Below are 18,628 nucleotides of genomic sequence, written 5' to 3' on the forward strand. Positions count from 1 at the left end.
AAAGGCGATCAGGCTGTTCCGCCGCGCGCGGCCAAGCGTTCCAGCACAAGATTTTTCAGGCGTTCCACCTGCACGGCGGCGTCGTAATCCTGCCGCACGGCGCGGCGCGCTTCCTGCCCGATGAAGGCCAGGCGGGGCGCGCGGGCCGCCACGCCGGCCACAGTTTCAGCCATGGCCTGCGCATCCCAGAAATCGCACAGAAAACCGTTGATCCCGTGACGGAGCACTTCGCGTACGGGCGCGGTATCCGAACCCACCACCAGAACGCCGCAGGCCATGGCCTCCAGAATGCCCGTGGACAAAGCATACGGGGCCGTCAGATAGACGTGCGCCGTGGAGGCCCGCAGCATCCGCCGGTATTCGTTCAACGAACACGGCCCCAGCAGATGCACGCGGGCGCGCGCTTCGGCCGAAAGCGGCAGCGCTTCACGGCACTGGAGCAAGGCTTCCTCGTTGCGCCGCCGGGCCTCTTCTCCGGCGCGGGAAGGCCGGGTCGCGCCGGGCCAAGCCACCAGCACATGACAACCAGGCCGCAATTCCAGCAGCCGGGGCAGGCAGCGCGCGAATTGCGCGAAGCCGCGCGCCGTATCATGCAGCGGACCGGAAAAACTTATCAACTCGTCCACATCCGCAAGGTCAAGACCGCCGCCGACAAAGCCTTTCACCGGCGCGGGCGAAAAAAAAGCCGTATCCACGCCGCTGTGCAGCACACGAAGACGTTGGGCCAGAAATTCCGGATACTGATCGCGCTGCCAGTCCGAGGAAATCACCGCCAGATCCGCATCGCCCAAGGCATTGTATTCCCAGAGGTTGCGCACCCTGGCCGGGGCGAAGTCCGCCGGAGGCCGGGGCCGCCCCCGGTTGAAGAAGCAATAACTCTCCCCCTGGTTGTAAAACCAGTCCGCCTGTGCGAGGTAGAAGGCTTGGGGAAAAATGTCCCGCACATAAAAGCTGCCGCCCGCGGAAGAGGAAGCGCAGACCAGATCGGGCGCGAAGCCGTCCTTGCGCAGCCCCAGCATGGCGTTGCCGGCCCTGGCTCCGCGCCGGAAGCGGAGCACCGCCTCCCGTTCTGCGGGATCTTCGCTGGTATGGCCGAGCGGCGGGGCCAGACGCAAGCGGCGCACGCCGGGCAGGCCTCCTTTCTGACCGGTTTCGGAAAGAAAGAGCACCGTGTTTTCCGGCTCGGCGCCAAACGCGTGGGCCAACAGGCGGAACGGGCCGGGAAAAGACCCGTGCAGGAAAAGAATACGCATACAATCGCCTTTGTTTATGCCCGGACGCCGCCCTCTTCAGTTTGCGCGCCGTTTCGCTTCCTGTCGCTCGGAGATTCGCTCTCCCCGCCGTTATCACCGTCGTCACCGCCCGCCCCGGCGCGCAGCTTTTGCAGAAAATCCCGGCCCTGCCCGGTCTGCAAAAAGCCCTGTAAGGCCCGCACCACCTGCGGATCGTACTTGCGGGGCGTCTCGTTAAGAATGGCCATGGCCTGCTCCACGGTGTGGGCCATACGGTAGGAACGCGGGCGCAACAGGGCGCAGAACGTATTGGCCACAGCCAGAATACGGGCGTTGAAGCAGATCTGCTCACCCTTGAGCCCTTCCGGATAGCCCGAGCCGTCCAGCCGCTCGAACATCTGGGTGATGGCCTCCAGCACGGGCAGACCAAAATCAATACCGGTCAGGGCGTGCCGGGCGTACTCCACATGCCGCTCCAGAAGAGCCCGCTCTTCTCTGGAAAGCGCGCCGGTTTTGGTCAGCAATTCGCGGGGCAGCTGGATCATGCCGACCTGCGACAGACTGGCCGCCGTGCGCAGGGTCGCCAGGGTTTCGGCGTCATTGAGGCCCAGGCAGTAGGCCAGCGTCACGGAAAGCTGGGCCGTGAACGTGGATTGGCCGCAAAGGTAGGGGTCCACGGCTTCAATGGACCGCACGAAGGCCGCCACGGTCTGGGTGATCATGTACTGGGCTCGCTCCTGGGCCAGCACCAGTTCGGTAATGTCGCTGTACACCGAAACCACGCCCGACATACGGCCCTTGTCATCCCGGAACGGCGAGCAGGCCGTGAGAAAATGACGCGTCCGCCCGTCCACGGGCAGGGCCTCGGTAAAGCTGGCCATATCCTCGGTCTGGTGCACGGTCAGGGTATGCGTCACCAGACTGCGGGCCAGATCCGGCGGCAGCTGGATGTACGGCAGACCGCGCAGTTGATCCACGCTCAGACCGGCCATCCGGGCGTAGCTCTGATTGACGTAGTAGATCACCCCGCTCAGATCATTGAGTACAATGCCCGCCGACAGGGCGGAGTTGACCCCGTCCATGATCTGTTTCTGCTGGTTAACCACCAGGTAGAGACGGCGCATCTGGTCGGCCACGGCGCGTTCATGCCGCCCCACCAGCCACCACCACAGAGCCACCAGCACAATGCCGGCCAGGGTCGTGACCAGTACGGCGGCCAGAAGCACGTTTTTGCGGAAGCCCGCGTACTGGGCTTCCGCCTGGGCCGCGTCCACGCTCTGCATTACCAGCCAGGGCATGCCGGGCACGGGCAGAGCCAGGGTATAGGCCCGCACCTCCCGGCCGCCGGTCGCGGGCTCGTCGCGCAGGGCCAGCGGCAGGCGGCCGCCGTCCAGTCGCCAGCCGGGCAGATCAAGCGTGCCGGAACGCGCCGCAGGATTGATGAGCTGCACGTCCTGCCCCCGGCTCTGAAGAATGCCGGAATTGAACATGCCGCCGGCGTCGGTGCGGGTAATGGCCTTGGCCACGGGCAGCACATTGTAGGTAGCCACCAGAATGGAAACCACCCGTTTGCCCGAGCTGTCCACATAGAGAGGCGCGAACAGCGGAAAGGCCATATCCATGACCAGTTCGCCGTCCTGACGGCGCACCGGCAGCATGACGGGCCGCCCGCTCTCCAGCACGGCGGCCAGAAAGGCCCGCTGCTCTTCGCTGAACTGCGCCGCGGCGGCCGGGGCCAGATAGACCTCAAGCCTCGTGTTCAGCAGATACGCGCCCCAGAGGCTGTTTTTTTCGACAAAATCGCGCAGTTGTCTGCGCATCATGGGTAGCCGGGGAGCCAGATTATCCAGAGGGTCAATCGTGTCGGCTTCCGCCGGATCTCCCGGCATTCCCGGCGCAAAGCCCGGCAGCGCTTCCGGCGGCGGAGGAACGTCCTCTTCCGTCTGGAGGGCCAACTCCCGCAGCTTTTCCGCCGGAATTCCGGAGGCGTCCGCCTCCGCGGCGAACAGGCGCAGCAGATCCAGGCCCACAAAGGCTTCCACCTGGCCCTTGAGCGTGCCGGACCAGACCGTCAGCAGGGCCACCTTGTTGCCCGCCTGGGTACTCATGTTTTGTTCCATCTCCCGCAACAGCCGCGCCCGGGAACTCTGCAGAACCCAGTGCGACGCCACGGCCACGGACACCGCCACCAGTGCCAGCAGCGCCAGCATGATCAGCGCCGTGCGCCGTTTGCGGCGCGAGCTTTGAGCTGTGGAATCCTGTGCCATGATAATTTCCTTACGTAATGACTCAACGCTCCCGCAGGGCGTTCTGTTTGGCTTTCAGAATGGGCTTGAGCAGATAGTCGAGCACCGTTTTCTTGCCGATCAGAATATCCGCGGTCACGATCATGCCGGGAATAATGGGCAGCACTTCATTGTGGTAGGTGATGGCCGTTTTTTGCGTGCGCACCTTGACCAGATAATGATAGTTGCCCTTCTTGTCTTCAATGGTGTCGGCGCTGATGGACTCCAGTTTGCCCTCCAGGCCCCCGTAGATGGAAAAATCATAAGCTGAAACCTTGACCATCACATCCTGGCCGGGCCGCAGGAAGGCCACGTCCTTGGGGCTTACCTTGGCTTCCACCAGCAGAGTGTCGTCCAGGGGCACGATATCCATGATGGGTTCGCCGGGCTTGACCACGCCGCCCACGGTATTGATGTAGATCTGCTTCACCGTGCCGCGCACCGGGGTGCGCAGCTCCGTGCGCGTCACGCGGTCGCTGCCCGCGGAGAGGGTTTCGCGCAGGGAGTTCAGCTCCAGACGGCGCTTGTTGATTTCCTCGGTGATGGCCGCATTCTGCTCCGCCCTGCGTGAGGCGATGCGTTGCCGCGATTCATCGGCGGCGGCCTGCGCTTTGGGGATGCTGGCGGCCAGCATGTCGATCTGCCCCTGAAGCTCCACCACTTTCTGTTGCAGGCCCAGATATTCCATGCGCGAAAAATTGTTGCGCTGCACCAGGGCATAGGCCGTATCGCGCTGCTCAATGGACAGGGCCAGACTGCGATCCAGCTGGGTCTTGCGCGCGGCCTGCTCTTCCACGTCGCGTCGCCGCTGCTCATACTGGGACTTGAGCACCTCGATTTCGGCATTGAGCTGGTTCTGACGAGACTGCCAGGCGTTTTCCTGGTCGCGGATGATCTGCCGGGCGCGGGCCAGGGTGCTGTCATCCACCGCATGGCCGATGAGTTTGGCGGCCCAGCCCCGAAGATCCTCGGGAAAAACAGGACGCTGGTCCTTGAGTTCCGCTTCCAGACGGATGATGGCCAGGCTGTTTTCCATGGCCTTGTTCACGGCGTCTCGGTAGGAGGATTCGGCCAGTTCGTTATCCAGTTGGGCCAGCACGTCGCCCTTCTCCACAATCTGGCCTTCGTGCACCTGCACGGAGCGCAGGATGCCGCCCTCCAAGTTCTGAATGGTCTGGGTGCGCTGCGAACCCACCACTTGGCCTTCGGCGTGGGTTACCTCGTCAATCTTGGCAAAGGCCGCCCAGATCAGCAGGCAGACAAACATCACGGCCACGGTGACCGACAGGGCGCGTACCCCGAAACGGGGCCGCCGGGCCAGAGCGGCATCCACTTCGCTGGCGAACTGGATATCGTCCGGGGTGAGGCCGTGCAAGGGCGCGTCCATAGCCGCGAACAAACCCGGATTGGCGCCGGGAGCCGGACCAGAGGCAGGTCCGCCGGGCCCGCTGTCTCCCATGGGTCCGTTGCCTTCACCGTCCTTGCCTCTGTTGCGCACAAGGTCGCGGATGGACTGGATCAGGCCGCGGTCCGGCTTCTGCTCGGACTCGTCCCCCACAAACAGTGCCCGCAAAAAGGCCAGCGCCCCACTCTTTACCGTTCCTTCCGGCGAATCCTTGCCGTCGCCGCCCAGAGGCATGGCCGCAAGCTCGTCCATCGGCGGCAGCATGGCCTCCGGCATGGGCGGCACACCCAAGGGGAAGCCGTTTTCAGCGGCCGCTTTCGAAGACATGCCGGAATCCGGGGAAGCGCCGCGCGGCGCGCCGGGCATCAACGGCATGGAATCCGTCAGTTTTTGTGGAATATCGCCTTCAGGCACATCCAACGGCGCTTCCGGCACGGAAGCGCCCGGCCGCGGAACCCAGGCCTGAGGGCCGGGTTCCGCGGCCGGGGATTTTTCCCCTTTCCAGGCGGCAAGATCCGTGGCGCGCGCGGCGCGCTCGTCCAGCATGGCGGCAAAAGGCGTCGCAACGTCCGGGGCGTGGGCCGCTCCGGGCATGGCGGGCATGTCCCCGCCGGGACGCGCTTCCGTTTGCCGGGACCGGTCTTCGTTCACCGTGGACGCCGGAGCGTTGTTTTTATCGAAACTCAGCGGCATTTCAGTTCTCCACCGGCTGCGGACGCTCCGGCCGTTGCTCACCGCCGGCGACGTTCATACTTTGTCTGGAGCGCTCGCGCAGACGCTGGAGCACCATGTCGCGCGGGCCGTCCAGCTTGATCTGGCCGTTTTCCATGACAATCAGCCGCTCCACAATGCGCAGCATGGACAAGCGGTGGGTGACCAGCACCACGGTGCGTCCGTCCATAACGGTTTGCAGGCGCTTTTGCAGCATCAGTTCGGAATCCGTGTCCATATTGCTGGTGGGTTCGTCCAGAATCAGCACTTCCGGGTCGCGCACCAGGGCGCGGGCCAGAGCCACGGACTGACGCTGCCCGCCGGACAGGGCCTTGCCCTGTTCGCCCACCTGGGCCGCGAAGCCCGCCGGATTGTTGCGCAAAAAGTCCGTTACGCCGGCCAGCGCCGCAGCGCGCAGAATCAGGTGATCGTTGATGGAGGGATCGCCCAGGGCGATATTGTCCCGTACGCTGCCGTAAAAGAGCACCACATCCTGCGGCAGCACGCCCACCCTGCCCCGCAGGTCCGAGCTGGGAATCTGGCGGATGTCCACATCTCCGAATTTCACAGCGCCGTCCTTGGGCTGATAAAGGCCGATCAGCAGTTTGGACAGCGTGCTCTTGCCCGAACCCATGGGGCCGATGACTCCCACCCGCTCGCCGGGCTTGATGTGCAGGGAGACGCGGTCCAGCGCAAGGCGCTCAGAGCGGGGATAGGCGAAGGAGACGTTCTCCATGGTAAAGGAGGGCCGCAGCATGCCGAAATCCATACAGGTGCGCTCGGACTGGTTTTCCGAGGGCAGTTCCATGAGCATGTCCAGAGCCTTGAGGGTCACGTGCGAATTCTGCATGCGGGTGAGCAGCGAGGCCATCTGAAGCAACGGAGCCATGGTCCGGCCCACCAGGATGTTGCAGCCGATGAGCGCGCCCATGGTCATGGAGCCGTCGGTGATCCGGTACACGCCCCAGACGATCATGGCCACGGTGACGAACTGCGTGATGAGCATGGAGGCCGTGATGGCCAGGTTATTATACTTGCGGGCCTCGCTGGTGGATTTGGCCGAAAGGCCCACCACCGACTCCCAGAGCCGCTGCATGCGGCTTTCCGCCATGCAGGACTTGAGGGTCTCCAGACCCCCCACGATTTCCACCAGCAGCGCGTTTTTCTGCATGTTCTGCTTGTAGCTGGCCTCCGCGCACTGGCGGGAACGGTGCTGCAGCAGCAGGCCCACGCCCAGCAGCAGGGGAATGGCCCCGATGGGCAGAAAGACCAGCGGGCCGCCGATAAAGCCGATCAGGAGCAGAAAGATCACCAGAAACGGCAGGTCGATACAGGCCAGCAGGCTGGACGAGCTGAAGAATTCACGCAATTGCTCGAATTCCCGCAGATTGTTGACCATGGCCCCGGTGGATTCCGGTTTGGCGTCCAGACGCATGGAAAGCACCTTGTCCACCAAGCTGCTGGAGAGCACGATATCCGCGTTGCGTCCGGCCACGTCCACAAAATGGGTGCGCAGGGATGAAAGCAGGAAGTTGAACAGATAGATGATCATAATGCCCACGGCCAGCACCCAGAGCGTCTCCGTGGCGTTGTTGGGCACCACGCGGTCGTAGACGTTCATCACGAACAGGGGACTGGCCACGGCGATGAGGTTGATGACTACGCTGGCCAGGGCCACGTGGCGGTAAATGGGCGCATAGTAGCGCAGCACGTCCCAGAACCAGCGTTTGCCCTTGGACAGGGTCAGCTTTTCCGCGCGCTCGTCGGGAGCGGCTTGTACGGCCGCGAACAGGGCATAGCCGGAGTAATCCTCTTTGAGCACGGCCAGGGGCACGCTTTGCGCGCTGTCGCTGATTTCGGGAAAGATCACTTCCGCCGTGTCGCCGCGCAAGGCCGTGAGCACGCAGGAACGGTCCTTGGTGAGCAGAAGAATGCAGGGCAGCACCAGAGCCGGAATGTCCTCCAGTACGGGACGGAAGGCGATGCGGCCCGAAAGTCCGGCCTTGCGCGCCGCACGCAGACAGGCCTGGGGCGTCACCCTGCTGCCGGTGAGCCCGGACATCAGAAATTGCGGCGACACCGCCTTGCCCCGCAGACGCAGCAGTACGGACAGACTGCGCAGCAGACCGGGCATGAAATCCACGTCCGAAGGCCGCAACGGCCCCATGGCTTTACCCCGGGCCGGAGCAGGCGCGCCGTTTTGAGCGTCCGGATCGCCGCCGGAAGTTTGAGAAGGCGGCGGGGCGGCATCCTCCGCCGACGCGTGCCGCGGGTCCTGGCCGGAGGATGCGGTCCGGCCGGATTGCGGAGCCGGGTCGGCATCATCTGTCAAAAGGGTGGCGGTATGGGACGCGGCCGGGGAGGTTTTGGGCGCTTCTTCGGACACAGGAGCGGTTTTGCCCGTTCCGGCGGCATGCGGCCGCAGGGCGGAGGCCACGCTGCCCGTAACTGTGGCGACCTGCGTCGCGGAGGCTTGCCCGTCCTCATGCGCAGTGCCGGTGGCGTCGACCGGCCTGGCCTGTTCTTCAGAACCGCCGAGAACGGCGGCAGACATCTGCCCGGAATGTGTCGTAGTGGGCTTATCCATGATTTTTCCGTTGCTGTGTGGCAAAAGCCGACAGTTTTTCGCGGGCGGTGAAAAAACCGCCGTTAACCGTGTCCCGGAGCCAAAGACCTCCGCGTCGGATAATGCTGATTCCGTCGATGATGCCGTCAACCGCCCCGGCGGCCTGAACGCCGGAGAGAAGTCAAGGGAGATGAGAGTATCCCAAGGGAGAAGGCGGCACAAGCGCCTCCCGCCGTGCGCGCCGCCAACGGGACGGCCCGGCGGAAGCCGGGACGTGTGCCGCAGAAACCGGATTCAGCCCGGCGCTGGCACGCCGGGCTGAATCCCCTCTTACTTAAACCAACCGGGCGCGAACACCTCGCGCGGATCCTCTTGATCTTCTGGAGGGTTTTGCCCCAGCGGCCCGGTGTTGATGGACATCTGCGGCAGCAAATTGCCGGTCAGAGCGCACAGCCTGTATGCGCCCACCAGAATATTGCCGCGCGCAGTTTCCGCCTGCGTGGAGGAATTGTACAGCTCGCTTTCCGTGTCGAGCACGTCCAGCAGGCTGCGCTTGCCTATCTGAAACTGTTCCAGATAGGCAGTGCGGGTATACTTGTTGTACTCAATGGCCTTAGAATAATGTTTATACTGTTCCTGAGCGGCCTGATAATTGGTCCAGGTGCTTTCAATATCCAGCTTCAGGTCGTCGATGTAGTTGTACATTACCTGCCGCGACTGGCGGATGCGCGCCGAAGCCGCCTTCCGCTCGGCCAGGTCCGCCCCGCTGTTGAAAATGTTCCAACGCACGGTGCCCAGCACGTCGAAGCTGTAGATCCAGCGGTCGCTGGCGCCACCCCGGTCCGTGTAATCCGGCCCTGCCTCCAGGTTGAACGTGGGATAAAAGGCGGAATCCGCCAATTCACGCTCTGCCCGGGTGGCCCGGATATCCTTCATGTAGGCGGCCAGCTTGGGATTGTGCTTCTGCGCCAGATCAAAAACCGGCTCCGGCCCCTTGAAGAGTTCGGGAGGCATGGTTACCGGCGCGAGTTTGCCGACGGCGGGCAAGCCGGTCAGCCGGGCGTAGGTTTCCTCAGCCACCAGCAGAGAAGCCTTGGCTTCGGAAAGGCTCGACAGCGCGCGGGAAAGACGGGACTGCGCCTGGCTCACATCGGCCGCCGTATCCGCGCCCAGATTGGCTCGGTCCTGGGCCTGCCCCAGAATGGCCTTGTGCTGGGCCACATTTTTCTCGGACAAGGCATAAATAGTACGGCGACGCAAAAGGTCAATGTGAGCGATAATGCCGTCCAGGGAAAGCGACGTGGCGGTATCGAAGACCCGGTCCTTGACCGAATCCAGAGTGGACTGCGCGCTGCGCACACGCGAACGGGTGGCGAAGCCGTCCCAGATGGGCTGAACCAGCTTGGCGCTGACCCCGGCCAGGCCCCACATCTGGGAATCCAGATCCTGGCCTCTGGTGGTGGAGTCGCTCAGAATACTGCCGCCGGCCCGGCCGGTGACGTCCACGCGAGGGCCGAAACCGGCTTTGGCCCGGTCCACTTCATGCTCAAGAACCTGACGGTTTTCCAACATGCCCCGCAAACTGCGATGCGTGCGTAAAACGCCGTATACCGTGTCCTCAACGGTAATGGGTTGACCGGAAGGCGGCGGAGGGGGGTAAGCGGCTTCAGCCGCTAGGCCTGCCACGGGAAGCAGCAGCGCCAGGACAGAGAAGGAGAATGATGCTAGTTTCACGGTTCACTCCAGGTATCGGAAAACCACCCCGTTGCGGAGGTTTTCCCGCTGATGGCATGCCGGCCACCATGGCCCACATTACCGCCGGGACAGGCGGGGTCCGTCAATCCCGCGCCGCAACGGCACGCCATGCCACCGTCCTTTCAGGACAGTTATTTATTTTTACGGCACACAGTGATTTTTCTTTAGCATGCAAAAACTAAGAAAGTCCACATGATCGGAAATTTTTTGTCTAGAAAAATGTTAGGGCAAAAAAAAATTTATCTAGAAAATCTTTTTTTTCCAATAGTTATAAATTTACAAACGACCATTGGCAAAAATAATTTTTACCCTCTTTTTGCTGAGAAATTTTTTAAAAAAATAAATTAAAATTACTTTTAATCAAAAATACACGATATAAAAAGTAATTAGTGCCATTATATCGGAAGGCTTTATTTTATTATAAATATAGTTTTATAGAAAATATTTACTGCAATGATGAACTGTTAACGCAAATAACTATATATTTTATATAGTATTACAATTATGTTTTCAAATTGACTTTTTAAGAACAAAAAAGTAATTTATTTATTGTATAGAATGTGATATATATAACATCATATTAGTTTAGTGTATGCTGATTTTGTCAAATATTAATCCTCAAAATCTTTTAATCTGGAACATTACAGTATAAAATCTCAAATATCGTCTGCGATGCGCCGTATCGTCGCCGCCAATGCCGGCGGCGGCAAAGGACTTATGCGAAAATTAACGGCAGCGATAACTGTAACCGTATTTTTCGGCGGGATGAAGTTTTGAATATGAAATGTTCCAAAGGTTCTTTAGCTTCAAAACAAAAAATTTCAGGCTTTGACTTCAGAAATTGACTGAACTTTTGAAGCGGCAAGCGCTGCGATGTCGATATTTCATCAACATACCTACGCGGTAACTATGTAACATCTCTACCCGGACAGAAAAAAATTTTGGCAATACTGTTTATAGGTCATGCTCTGAATCCCTGCACCCTTCCGACATCCGCCGAAAGAGAAGGCAGCGGCCTGACTATGGGCCGCTGGGGCGTATCCGGACTGTTTTCAACCACCACGGCACGCTGACCGTCGTTTGTTTCCACCACGCTGCCCACAGGATACGCGCCCAGGCAACGGATGACATGTTCCAGCACCTCCCGGTCAAAAGCAACGCCGCTCAAATCGCGCAAACGCGCAAGAGCCAGGTGCGGCGGCAAAGACGCGCTGTACGGATGAGCACAGATCAGGGCGTCGTAACTATCCGCCACAGCAAGAATTTTGCCTGCCAGACTTATCTGGTCACCAGTCAGGCCCGCAGGGTAGCCCTTGCCGTCGACCCGCTCATGGTGCTCCACAATGCCCCGCAACACTTCGCGGCAGCGAATGTCGTGCGCCAGATAGCCGAGCGCCAGCACCGGGTGCTGGCGCAATGCTTCCCCGCCATCCTCCGCAAGAGGCTGCGGGCAATCCGCGATATACGGCAGCAGGGCCATGCCCACATCGCGGAACATGGCGGACAAACCGAGATTTCGCGTCTGTTCCGGCGCCAGGCCGAGCTGAAGGCCGACCAGCAGGGAAAGAATGACTGTACGCACGCAATGCGCGGCCCGGTCTTCTCCGTCAAGATCGCACATCATAATGCCGAGCAGAGAGTTGTAGTTCCGGCGCAGAACATCGACAGTCTCGTCCAGCAACGCCCTGGCGCGGTCCAGGGGCGGCTGCCGCGCCATGTCGAATTCCAGCAGCATGCCGCTGCAAAAGGAAGACATGGCGCTAAAAATCCGTGAGGCCGCAAAATAGGTTTTCTCCAGCGGGAGCCGGGGAGGAATTTTGTCATAGCCTGGTGCGGAAGGCAGACGGAAATCCTGCGCGGGGAAACTCTTTCTCGGCACAATGACAGCACTTGTTGATGGTTCGCAACCGGGCACAGGCAACCTTCGGCGGCATCCCAAGATGGCCGTCGGCTGCCGGTATTCACAAGAAAGCGCCATTTCGGCAGTACGCCTTTTGTGCTGTTTTTTTGCCTAATACAGTTTTTAGATATAGTCAATACGTCTTTTAGTGCATTTTTTTTACCGCCTCCAACTGACAAGTATGCGTAAAAAGGATACGCGGGAGGTCCAGGTGTCCCAGGCGACTCGAAAACTAGCAAAGCTGGTCGGAAGCAATATCCAGGAACGGCGCAAAAAATTGGGTCTGACCCAGGAATGTCTGGCGGAAAAAATCGGCGTGGGCCAGCAATCACTTTCGCGTATGGAGCGCGGCGATATCGCCCCCAAACTGGAACGTCTACCGGATGTTGCCGCGACCCTGCGTTGCTCCGTGGCTGATCTTTTCCGCGTGTCGGGCACGGATGATCACGCCCTGACGCGCGCGCTGGAGGATTCGCTGACCGGCCTCACCGACAGAGAAAAGGAATATCTGGTGCGGATGACAGGCGATCTAGCCGCCCTGCTGCGGGAGTCCAGAAAGTCGGAATAGACCATTTCATCATTAAAGAACGTCGAAGCGCACTGGCGACTGGCCCCATATCCACCGGGCAATGGAAATTTGCCAGCGCGTTCTCCAGGACCGGCCGATCCGGATGGATGCCTCAGCGTCCGAGCCAGTGCTCCAGCACCGCGAACAGCCTGCGGGGATCAATGGGCTTTGTCAGATGGTCATTCATACCGGCGGCCAGACTTTTTTCCCAGTCGCCGCGCATGGCGTGGGCCGTCATGGCTATGATCGGCAGATCAGCGGGGACATCCCGCAGGGCGCGGATGCGCCGGGTGGCCTCCAGACCGTCCATCAGCGGCATCTGGACATCCATGAGGATCAGGTCATAACGGGACGCGGCGACGGCCTGCACGGCCTCCTCGCCGTTGGCGGCCATGGTCACCTCCACACCGGTCTCGGCCAGCATGGCCGTAGCCACTTCCTGATTGATTTCATTGTCTTCCACCAGCAGCACGCGCTTGCCCGGCAGATAAACGGCGGGGGCGGCCTCCGCTTCCGGCCAGACCGCAGGAACGGCGGCGTCCGGCAGGCGGAACGGCAGATGGAAGCTGAAGATGCTGCCGCGGCCCGGCTCGCTGGCCACGCTGATGTCGCCGCCCATCATTTCCACCAGTTCCTTGCAGATCACCAGGCCCAGGCCCGTGCCGCCGTAACGCCGGGTGATGGAGGAATCGGACTGCGCAAACGGCTTGAAAATACGCGCCACTTCCTCACGGCTCATGCCGATGCCCGTATCCCGCACCTCGAACAACGCCAGCACGCTGTCTTTATGGCGGCGGCGCGGAGCCACGGACACCGTCACCATACCCCGCTCCGTGAACTTCACGGCATTGCTTACCAGATTGAGCAGCACCTGGCTGACCCGCAAGGCGTCGCCCACCAGATCGCAGGGCATGTCCGGCGACATCGTGACCGACAGGCCGATGCCCTTTTCGGCGGCGCGCACGCCGGTCACGTTTCTGATGTCGTCCAGCATGTCCACCAGGGAGAAAGGGACCGCCTCAATGTCGAATTTGCCGGATTCGATTTTGGAAAAATCCAGGATGTCGTTGATGATGCCCAGCAGATTGCGGGCCGCCTGCCGGCTTTTACCCAGATAATCACGCTGCTGCTCCGTCAATTCCGTGTTCAGCAACAGGTGACACATGCCCATTATGGCGTTCATGGGCGTGCGGATTTCATGGCTCATCCGGGCCAGAAAATCGCTTTTGGCCCTGGTGGCCGCCTCCGCCTCGTCCTTGGCCAGCCGCAACGCCCGGTACAGTTCGTGTCTGCGGATGCTCGCGCCCAGCAGAATGCCCGCCGCGCGCAGGGCCTCCTCTTCCGCGCCGCTCCATTGCCGTTCGCAATGACAATCGTCAAAGCCGATGAAGCCCCAGACGTCGCCATCCAGAAAAATGGGCGTCACCAGTAGGGAAAGCACGCCCTGCGGCCCAAGAATTTCCCGTTCGCTCCGGGACATCCGGCGCACCAGCCCCACCACCGAGCGCCCCTCGCTGAAAGCGCTCTTCCAGGTGGGCATGATGTCGTCATAGGAGACATTTTTGACCAGTGTTCTGTGATGCTGGGACGCCGCGCCACCGGCCCATTCATAGAGCTGATCGCAGTAGAGGCGGCCGTCCGCGCCGCGCCGGTTGCCCCAGACATAGGTTCGATCCGCCTTGACCGCCGTGCCCAACGCGGCCAGCATTCTGTGGGCCGTTCCGTCAATGTCCCCGTTGTCCTCGCCCAGCAGCAGCATTTCGGCGGCCTTGTTGACCACCCGCAACAGGCTGTTGCTGTGCCGCAGCTCATCATTGCGCATGCGCAGAGCTTCCTCCAGCCGCCGGATTTCGCGCAATTCATAGACATAGCTGGCCACATAGCATTCGCCCCGGATTTCCAGCCGCTCCAGCGAAACCTCCACGGGCATGAGTTCACCCGTGATGGTGCAGTGAGTCCAGGGGAATTTGACGTGCCCGTCCACAAAAGCCCGGCGCAGCTTCCGGAGGATTGTCGGCCTGGAGGGATTCCCGTCGTGTTGCCGTTTCGGCGAAAGCTCGAAAAAGCGCTCCAGAAAAGCCTGCTTGTCCGGCAGGCCGAACAGACGGAAGGCCGCCTCGTTGCAGTCCACAAGCTGCATGCGGGCGTCCCACAGGCTGTAAATGATGGGGGCCATATCCAGACATTGCCTGAGGCGTTCGCTGAGGGATTCGGAAGCATACGCGCGGAAGGCGGTGACGTCATGCAGCATCAACCAGCAGCAGGGCTGCCCGGCCATGTCACGCATGACCAGACGCAGAAAAAAGAAACGCTCTTCCGCGCCGCCGCCCGTGGACAGCAAGGTTTCAGCCGCGTCCCCGGCCAGCGCTTTTTCCCAGGCGGCCTGAAAATTTCTGCGCTGCTGTCCGTTCAGGCCCGCGCCGAAAAAGCCCCCCACGGGGAAGTGCTCCACGCTGAACGGCGGCGGCAGTTCCGGTCCGGCGAACAGCACGCGCTGCTCCATGTCCAGAATCAGCAGCGGGCAGGGGGAAAGGCGAAGCAAGCCTTCCGCGCCGGGATACGCATCGCGCAGAAAAATACGCTCATCCACAAGACTGCTCCACCGGCGGGGCCGCCGCCATGTTTTGATCAATACAAGTCAACAGCCTGATTTTATGAGATAATCCTCATAATCCAGAGGACTGCCAGCGGTCCGGCCCCCCTTCCATGCCGGAGCCGGACCGCTGGGAAACACGGAAAAAATGGCGGGCTATTGCCGCCAGTTGAAGGTGAAGACCTGCTCCACGTCCGGATGCAAGCTCAAATGCACGGGGCAGGTGTGCGCGGCGCGCTCCATGACGATTTTTTCCTTTTCGCTGTACGGCCGGTCAGGCATGGTGAAAATCACTTCCACTTTGCCGATGCGGCGAGGGTCCGCGCTCATGCTCTTGGTGATTTCCATTTCCGCGCCGGTCACATCCACACCGTGATTCTGAGCATACAGGCCAATGATGGTCATGGCGCAGGCGCCCAAGGCCGTGGCGCAGAGGTCCGTGGGCGAAAAAGCCTGACCTTTGCCGTGATTGTCCACCGGAGCGTCGGTGATGATCTTCGTGCCGCTTTGCATATGCGTGCATTCCACGCGCAGATCGCCCAGATACTTGGCGCTGATGGTAGCCATGCGCTTCTCCTTATATTATGAGGTTGCTTCGTTGATTAGTCAAAAACGTGATGTTCCCGTAAAATATTGCAGGCAATGGCCAGCAGGGTCAGGCCGCCGAGCAGCTCGGCCCAGCCGTTCAGAGCGCAGAGCCGGGCCAGGGATTTGCCCAGATACAGTCCGCAGGCCGTGATCAGGGCGCAGACCACGCCGATGAGCGCCGCCGGTCCCCAGATGGGCGTTTGCAGCAAGGCGAAGGACAGGCCCACGGCCAGCGCGTCAAGACTGGTGGCCACCCCCAGAATCCACAGGTTGCGCCCGGCGGCGGGGTCCGTGGCGGGGCAACTGCATTCGCGGTCTTTCAGCGGCTTCAGAGCGGAACGGAGCATATTGCCGCCCACCCAGGCCAGCAGGGCAAAGGCGATCCAGTGATCCCAGGCCTCCATGTATTCGCGCACGGACAGGCCCAGATACCAGCCCAGCACGGGCATGAGAAACTGGAAAAAGCCGAAGCAGGCGGACAGACGGACATAGTGGCGGGGATCCGGCGCGCGCAGGGCGCAACCTGAAGCCACCGCCACGGCGAAGGCGTCCATGGACAGGGCCACGGCCAGCAGCAAAACAGTATACAACGGCATATCTCATCCCCACGGCGCGGCGCATCCCTGCGGAACGCAAGCGCATCAGTATAAGTAAAGCCATCGCCGGGAGCAAGCCCGCCCCTTGCGGATCCCCCCGCCGCAGGGTACAAAACGGCCCATGCAAGTTCTTTCGCTCTGGACCATCCTACCGTTATGGTGCAACAGCCTGCTGGGCATCGGCATGAACGCCGCCGCAGCCCTGCCACTGATAATCGCGCTGACCCTGCTCATCGGACGGCGCGCTCAGGCCCGTTTCTGCGCCTATGGCGCGTCCCGGCTGGCCGGGCTGGCCTTCGGCCTGTCCTGGCTCGGCCTGCCTGTCATGCTTGGCTCCCTGTACGGTCTGCTGTCCGGCCTGCGCGCCGCCGGTCACAATATGACTGACATTTCTTTCGGCAGTCCGGCCATGCTGTCCTACAGCCTGCCCCTCCTGCTCTGGCTGACCGGCATCATTTGCGCCGGTCTGCTTCGCCGCGCCTGCGCAGGCGCTCCCCTGCCCCCGCGCCGCCGTCCGCAGGAGGACCGCTACACCACAAGCATGATCAACGGACGGCTGTGGCTCTGCGGCCTGACGGCCCTGTGCCTTTTCTCCACCTACGTCCTCCGCGACTGGCCGTTCATCGCCCTGCCGCCGGGCATGGATCTCGGCCAGGCGGCAACGGCGGTGTTCAGCAACGCCCTGCACAAATATTTCATGGCCTTCGCCCCGGCCGGAGCCCTGGCCTTGCTCTTTTTGCTGCGCGCGCGGCACGGCGCGGCGGCGGCCGGTTTCGACGAGGTTCAGACGGCCCTGGCCACGCGCTGGTGCGCTCTCTGGGCCACAGTGGGCTATATCCCCTTCTGCCTGGACCGCTGGGGGATAATTCTGGGCTATCTGTTGCGGGGCACGCCGCCGGACTGGCTGTTGGCACAGGCCTATGCCCTGATTCCGCTTACGGCGGCCGTGGCCTGTTGGGGCACGCTGCTGGGCATGGCCAATCCCCTGCGCCGCTCCTGGCTCATCGGGCTGGGCGTCGCGCTGCTGGCGCTCGGAGAAAGCCTGCCCTCCATCCTGATGTTGTCCGCATGGTTCGCGCAATCCGCATTCTGACGCTCTGCCTGGCCTCCGCCCTGTTTTGCGGTCTGCCATGCGTTTTGACCGACGGCGCCGCAGAGCGAGTCGCAAGGGACGATGCCGCCCTCCGGGAGACAGCGGATGCCGTCCGGCTGCTGCTCATCCTGGCCCCGGCCCGGATTGCGCCGGACAAGACCGCCGCCCAGCAAGACTTCATCAACGCTTTCCCCACGGAAGCGGCGGCTTTTGCGGCCAGTCTGCGCCTCACCGGCGACGCGCCCCTGGACTGGCTGCTGGGCCTGGCGCGGGCCGACAACCGCGCCCTGCGGCAAGCCGCCCGCCAACGCCTGCGCGCTGTGGACCCCATGCGGCTGATCCGGGCGGCGGACAGAATCTACGCGGCCATCGGCGCCTGGCCCTGCCAGGATTTTCTGGAGCTGGCCCGCTCCCCGGATCCGCTGGTGAGCCTGGGAACGCTGCTCCTGGCCAGGGATATGACCTCTGCCGAAAAAGGCCGTGCCGCGCTGGAGAGCCTGCGCCCCGACGACGGCCCGGACGTCCGCCTGCTCAAACTGGCCGCCGTGGTGGCCTGGAACGGCGAAGAGGCCGTTCCGGAGGCGGCCCTGGAATTTGTGCGCGCCTTTCCGGACAATCCGCGTGATCTGGCCCGCCTGCTCACCCTGGAAAACTCCCTCTGCCGTTACGAAAACAGCCTGGCGCTCACCCTCCTGCGCGACCTGGCCCGCGACGGCCCGCCGCAGCTCAAAATGGCCGCCGACGCCAAATGGCGTGGGGCGCGCACCCTACGCCGCGCGTCCCTGCCGCCGTCCGCGCCTGTGAGCGCGCGCAATCTGGCCCAGGCCCTGTTGCCGCTTTTCGCCGACCCGGACCCGGACGTCAGCGCCACGGCCATGCTTTACGCGGCACGACTGGAGGCCCCCGGCCCCCTGCGGGCCTGGCTGCTTAAACGCGCCGCGCCGGAAGACAGCCCCCTGCGCAAAACACTCACAGCCTATTGCCTGGCCCGCTGGAGTCCCCTGAACCAGGACCGGCAGCTGGCTTTTCTGCGCCGGATGTTCATCAACTGGGAGACGTTCTGGCAACTGGTGTTATTTGAGGATTTCACGGCCCTGGCCGCGCACGGTCCCAGCCTGGACTGGGTCTGCCGCCTGAGCCTCAGCCCGGAAACCGAGGCCCGGAGGGAGGCCAGGGACAATCTGCTGGCCGTACACCTGAGCCTGGCCAGGGAACGCCGGGAGGGACGCCTGGACGCCCACAAAAACCAGGTGGACCGCCGTATTTTCGCGGCCATTTCACACTGGGACGAATGAGCGGCCGTCCGCGCGGGCTTGCCCGGCGGCGCTTCAGGGCT

At 62.1% G+C, this 18,628-nt stretch carries 12 protein-coding genes; 3 read left to right on the plus strand and 9 right to left on the minus strand.

All coding sequences use genetic code 11. The features are described from left to right. Positions 1-8: 8 nt before the first annotated feature. From FYJ44_RS01635 to FYJ44_RS01660, 6 genes are all read right to left on the minus strand, one after another. A complete protein-coding gene (locus FYJ44_RS01635; protein ID WP_154508517.1) occupies positions 9-1,253 on the minus strand; it encodes a glycosyltransferase in 1,245 nt (414 codons plus the stop codon). 14 nt (positions 1,254-1,267) lie between these two features. Next, positions 1,268-3,499 (minus strand): HD domain-containing phosphohydrolase, encoded by a 2,232-nt coding sequence (locus FYJ44_RS01640; RefSeq protein WP_154508519.1) that lies wholly within the window; start codon positions 3,497-3,499, stop codon positions 1,268-1,270. Positions 3,500-3,521: 22 nt separating this feature from the next. After that, positions 3,522-5,615 (minus strand): HlyD family type I secretion periplasmic adaptor subunit, encoded by a 2,094-nt coding sequence (locus tag FYJ44_RS01645; RefSeq protein ID WP_154508521.1) that lies wholly within the window; start codon positions 5,613-5,615, stop codon positions 3,522-3,524. A gap of 1 nt (position 5,616) precedes the next feature. Continuing rightward, a complete protein-coding gene (locus FYJ44_RS01650; protein WP_154508523.1) occupies positions 5,617-8,220 on the minus strand; it encodes a type I secretion system permease/ATPase in 2,604 nt (867 codons plus the stop codon). Between the two features lie 309 nt (positions 8,221-8,529). Beyond that, positions 8,530-9,933: a TolC family outer membrane protein gene (locus FYJ44_RS01655; RefSeq protein ID WP_288230539.1), complete on the minus strand. Its 1,404-nt coding sequence runs from the start codon at positions 9,931-9,933 to the stop codon at positions 8,530-8,532. Between the two features lie 982 nt (positions 9,934-10,915). Beyond that, positions 10,916-11,710 (minus strand): HD-GYP domain-containing protein, encoded by a 795-nt coding sequence (locus tag FYJ44_RS01660; RefSeq protein WP_229772440.1) that lies wholly within the window; start codon positions 11,708-11,710, stop codon positions 10,916-10,918. Positions 11,711-12,035: 325 nt separating this feature from the next. On the opposite strand from FYJ44_RS01660, the gene FYJ44_RS01665 reads away from it, so the two are divergent. Then, a complete protein-coding gene (locus FYJ44_RS01665; protein WP_154508527.1) occupies positions 12,036-12,422 on the plus strand; it encodes a helix-turn-helix transcriptional regulator in 387 nt (128 codons plus the stop codon). 112 nt (positions 12,423-12,534) lie between these two features. Here the strand turns inward: FYJ44_RS01665 and FYJ44_RS01670 are convergent, their stop codons facing one another. The 3 genes from FYJ44_RS01670 to FYJ44_RS01680 form a co-directional block, all read right to left on the minus strand. Further along, positions 12,535-15,012, minus strand: a complete 2,478-nt coding sequence (locus tag FYJ44_RS01670) for an ATP-binding protein (protein WP_288230542.1) — start codon at positions 15,010-15,012, stop codon at positions 12,535-12,537. A 159-nt stretch (positions 15,013-15,171) separates the two neighbouring features. Further along, entirely contained in the window at positions 15,172-15,582 is a 411-nt protein-coding gene (locus FYJ44_RS01675; protein ID WP_154508529.1) for an OsmC family protein, read from the minus strand. A 35-nt stretch (positions 15,583-15,617) separates the two neighbouring features. Then, the gene (locus FYJ44_RS01680) at positions 15,618-16,199 is read right to left on the minus strand and encodes a manganese efflux pump MntP (protein ID WP_154508531.1); all 582 of its coding nucleotides are present in this window, start codon (positions 16,197-16,199) and stop codon (positions 15,618-15,620) included. Positions 16,200-16,320: 121 nt separating this feature from the next. Between FYJ44_RS01680 and FYJ44_RS01685 the strand changes: the two genes are divergently transcribed. Beyond that, complete coding sequence (locus FYJ44_RS01685) at positions 16,321-17,292, plus strand: spidroin-2 (protein ID WP_154508533.1); 972 nt, start codon at positions 16,321-16,323, stop codon at positions 17,290-17,292. Then, positions 17,268-18,587, plus strand: coding sequence for a hypothetical protein (locus tag FYJ44_RS01690; RefSeq protein ID WP_229772441.1), 1,320 nt, complete (start codon positions 17,268-17,270; stop codon positions 18,585-18,587). The genes FYJ44_RS01685 and FYJ44_RS01690 overlap by 25 nt, the downstream gene beginning before the upstream one ends. Positions 18,588-18,628: the final 41 nt, after the last annotated feature.

Source organism: Desulfovibrio porci, from assembly GCF_009696265.1.
Lineage (GTDB): Bacteria > Desulfobacterota > Desulfovibrionia > Desulfovibrionales > Desulfovibrionaceae > Desulfovibrio > Desulfovibrio porci.

Excerpts from the sequence above, each read along its gene's own strand:
- FYJ44_RS01635 (WP_154508517.1), bottom strand. The coding sequence starts at position 1,253 with ATGCGTATTCTTTTCCTGCACGGGTCTTTTCCCGGCCCGTTCCGCCTG.
- FYJ44_RS01640 (WP_154508519.1), bottom strand. The coding sequence starts at position 3,499 with ATGGCACAGGATTCCACAGCTCAAAGCTCGCGCCGCAAACGGCGCACG.
- FYJ44_RS01645 (WP_154508521.1), bottom strand. The coding sequence starts at position 5,615 with ATGCCGCTGAGTTTCGATAAAAACAACGCTCCGGCGTCCACGGTGAAC.
- FYJ44_RS01650 (WP_154508523.1), bottom strand. The coding sequence starts at position 8,220 with ATGGATAAGCCCACTACGACACATTCCGGGCAGATGTCTGCCGCCGTT.
- FYJ44_RS01660 (WP_229772440.1), bottom strand. The coding sequence starts at position 11,710 with ATGTCTTCCTTTTGCAGCGGCATGCTGCTGGAATTCGACATGGCGCGG.
- FYJ44_RS01665 (WP_154508527.1), top strand. The coding sequence starts at position 12,036 with ATGCGTAAAAAGGATACGCGGGAGGTCCAGGTGTCCCAGGCGACTCGA.
- FYJ44_RS01675 (WP_154508529.1), bottom strand. The coding sequence starts at position 15,582 with ATGGCTACCATCAGCGCCAAGTATCTGGGCGATCTGCGCGTGGAATGC.
- FYJ44_RS01680 (WP_154508531.1), bottom strand. The coding sequence starts at position 16,199 with ATGCCGTTGTATACTGTTTTGCTGCTGGCCGTGGCCCTGTCCATGGAC.
- FYJ44_RS01685 (WP_154508533.1), top strand. The coding sequence starts at position 16,321 with ATGCAAGTTCTTTCGCTCTGGACCATCCTACCGTTATGGTGCAACAGC.
- FYJ44_RS01690 (WP_229772441.1), top strand. The coding sequence starts at position 17,268 with ATGGTTCGCGCAATCCGCATTCTGACGCTCTGCCTGGCCTCCGCCCTG.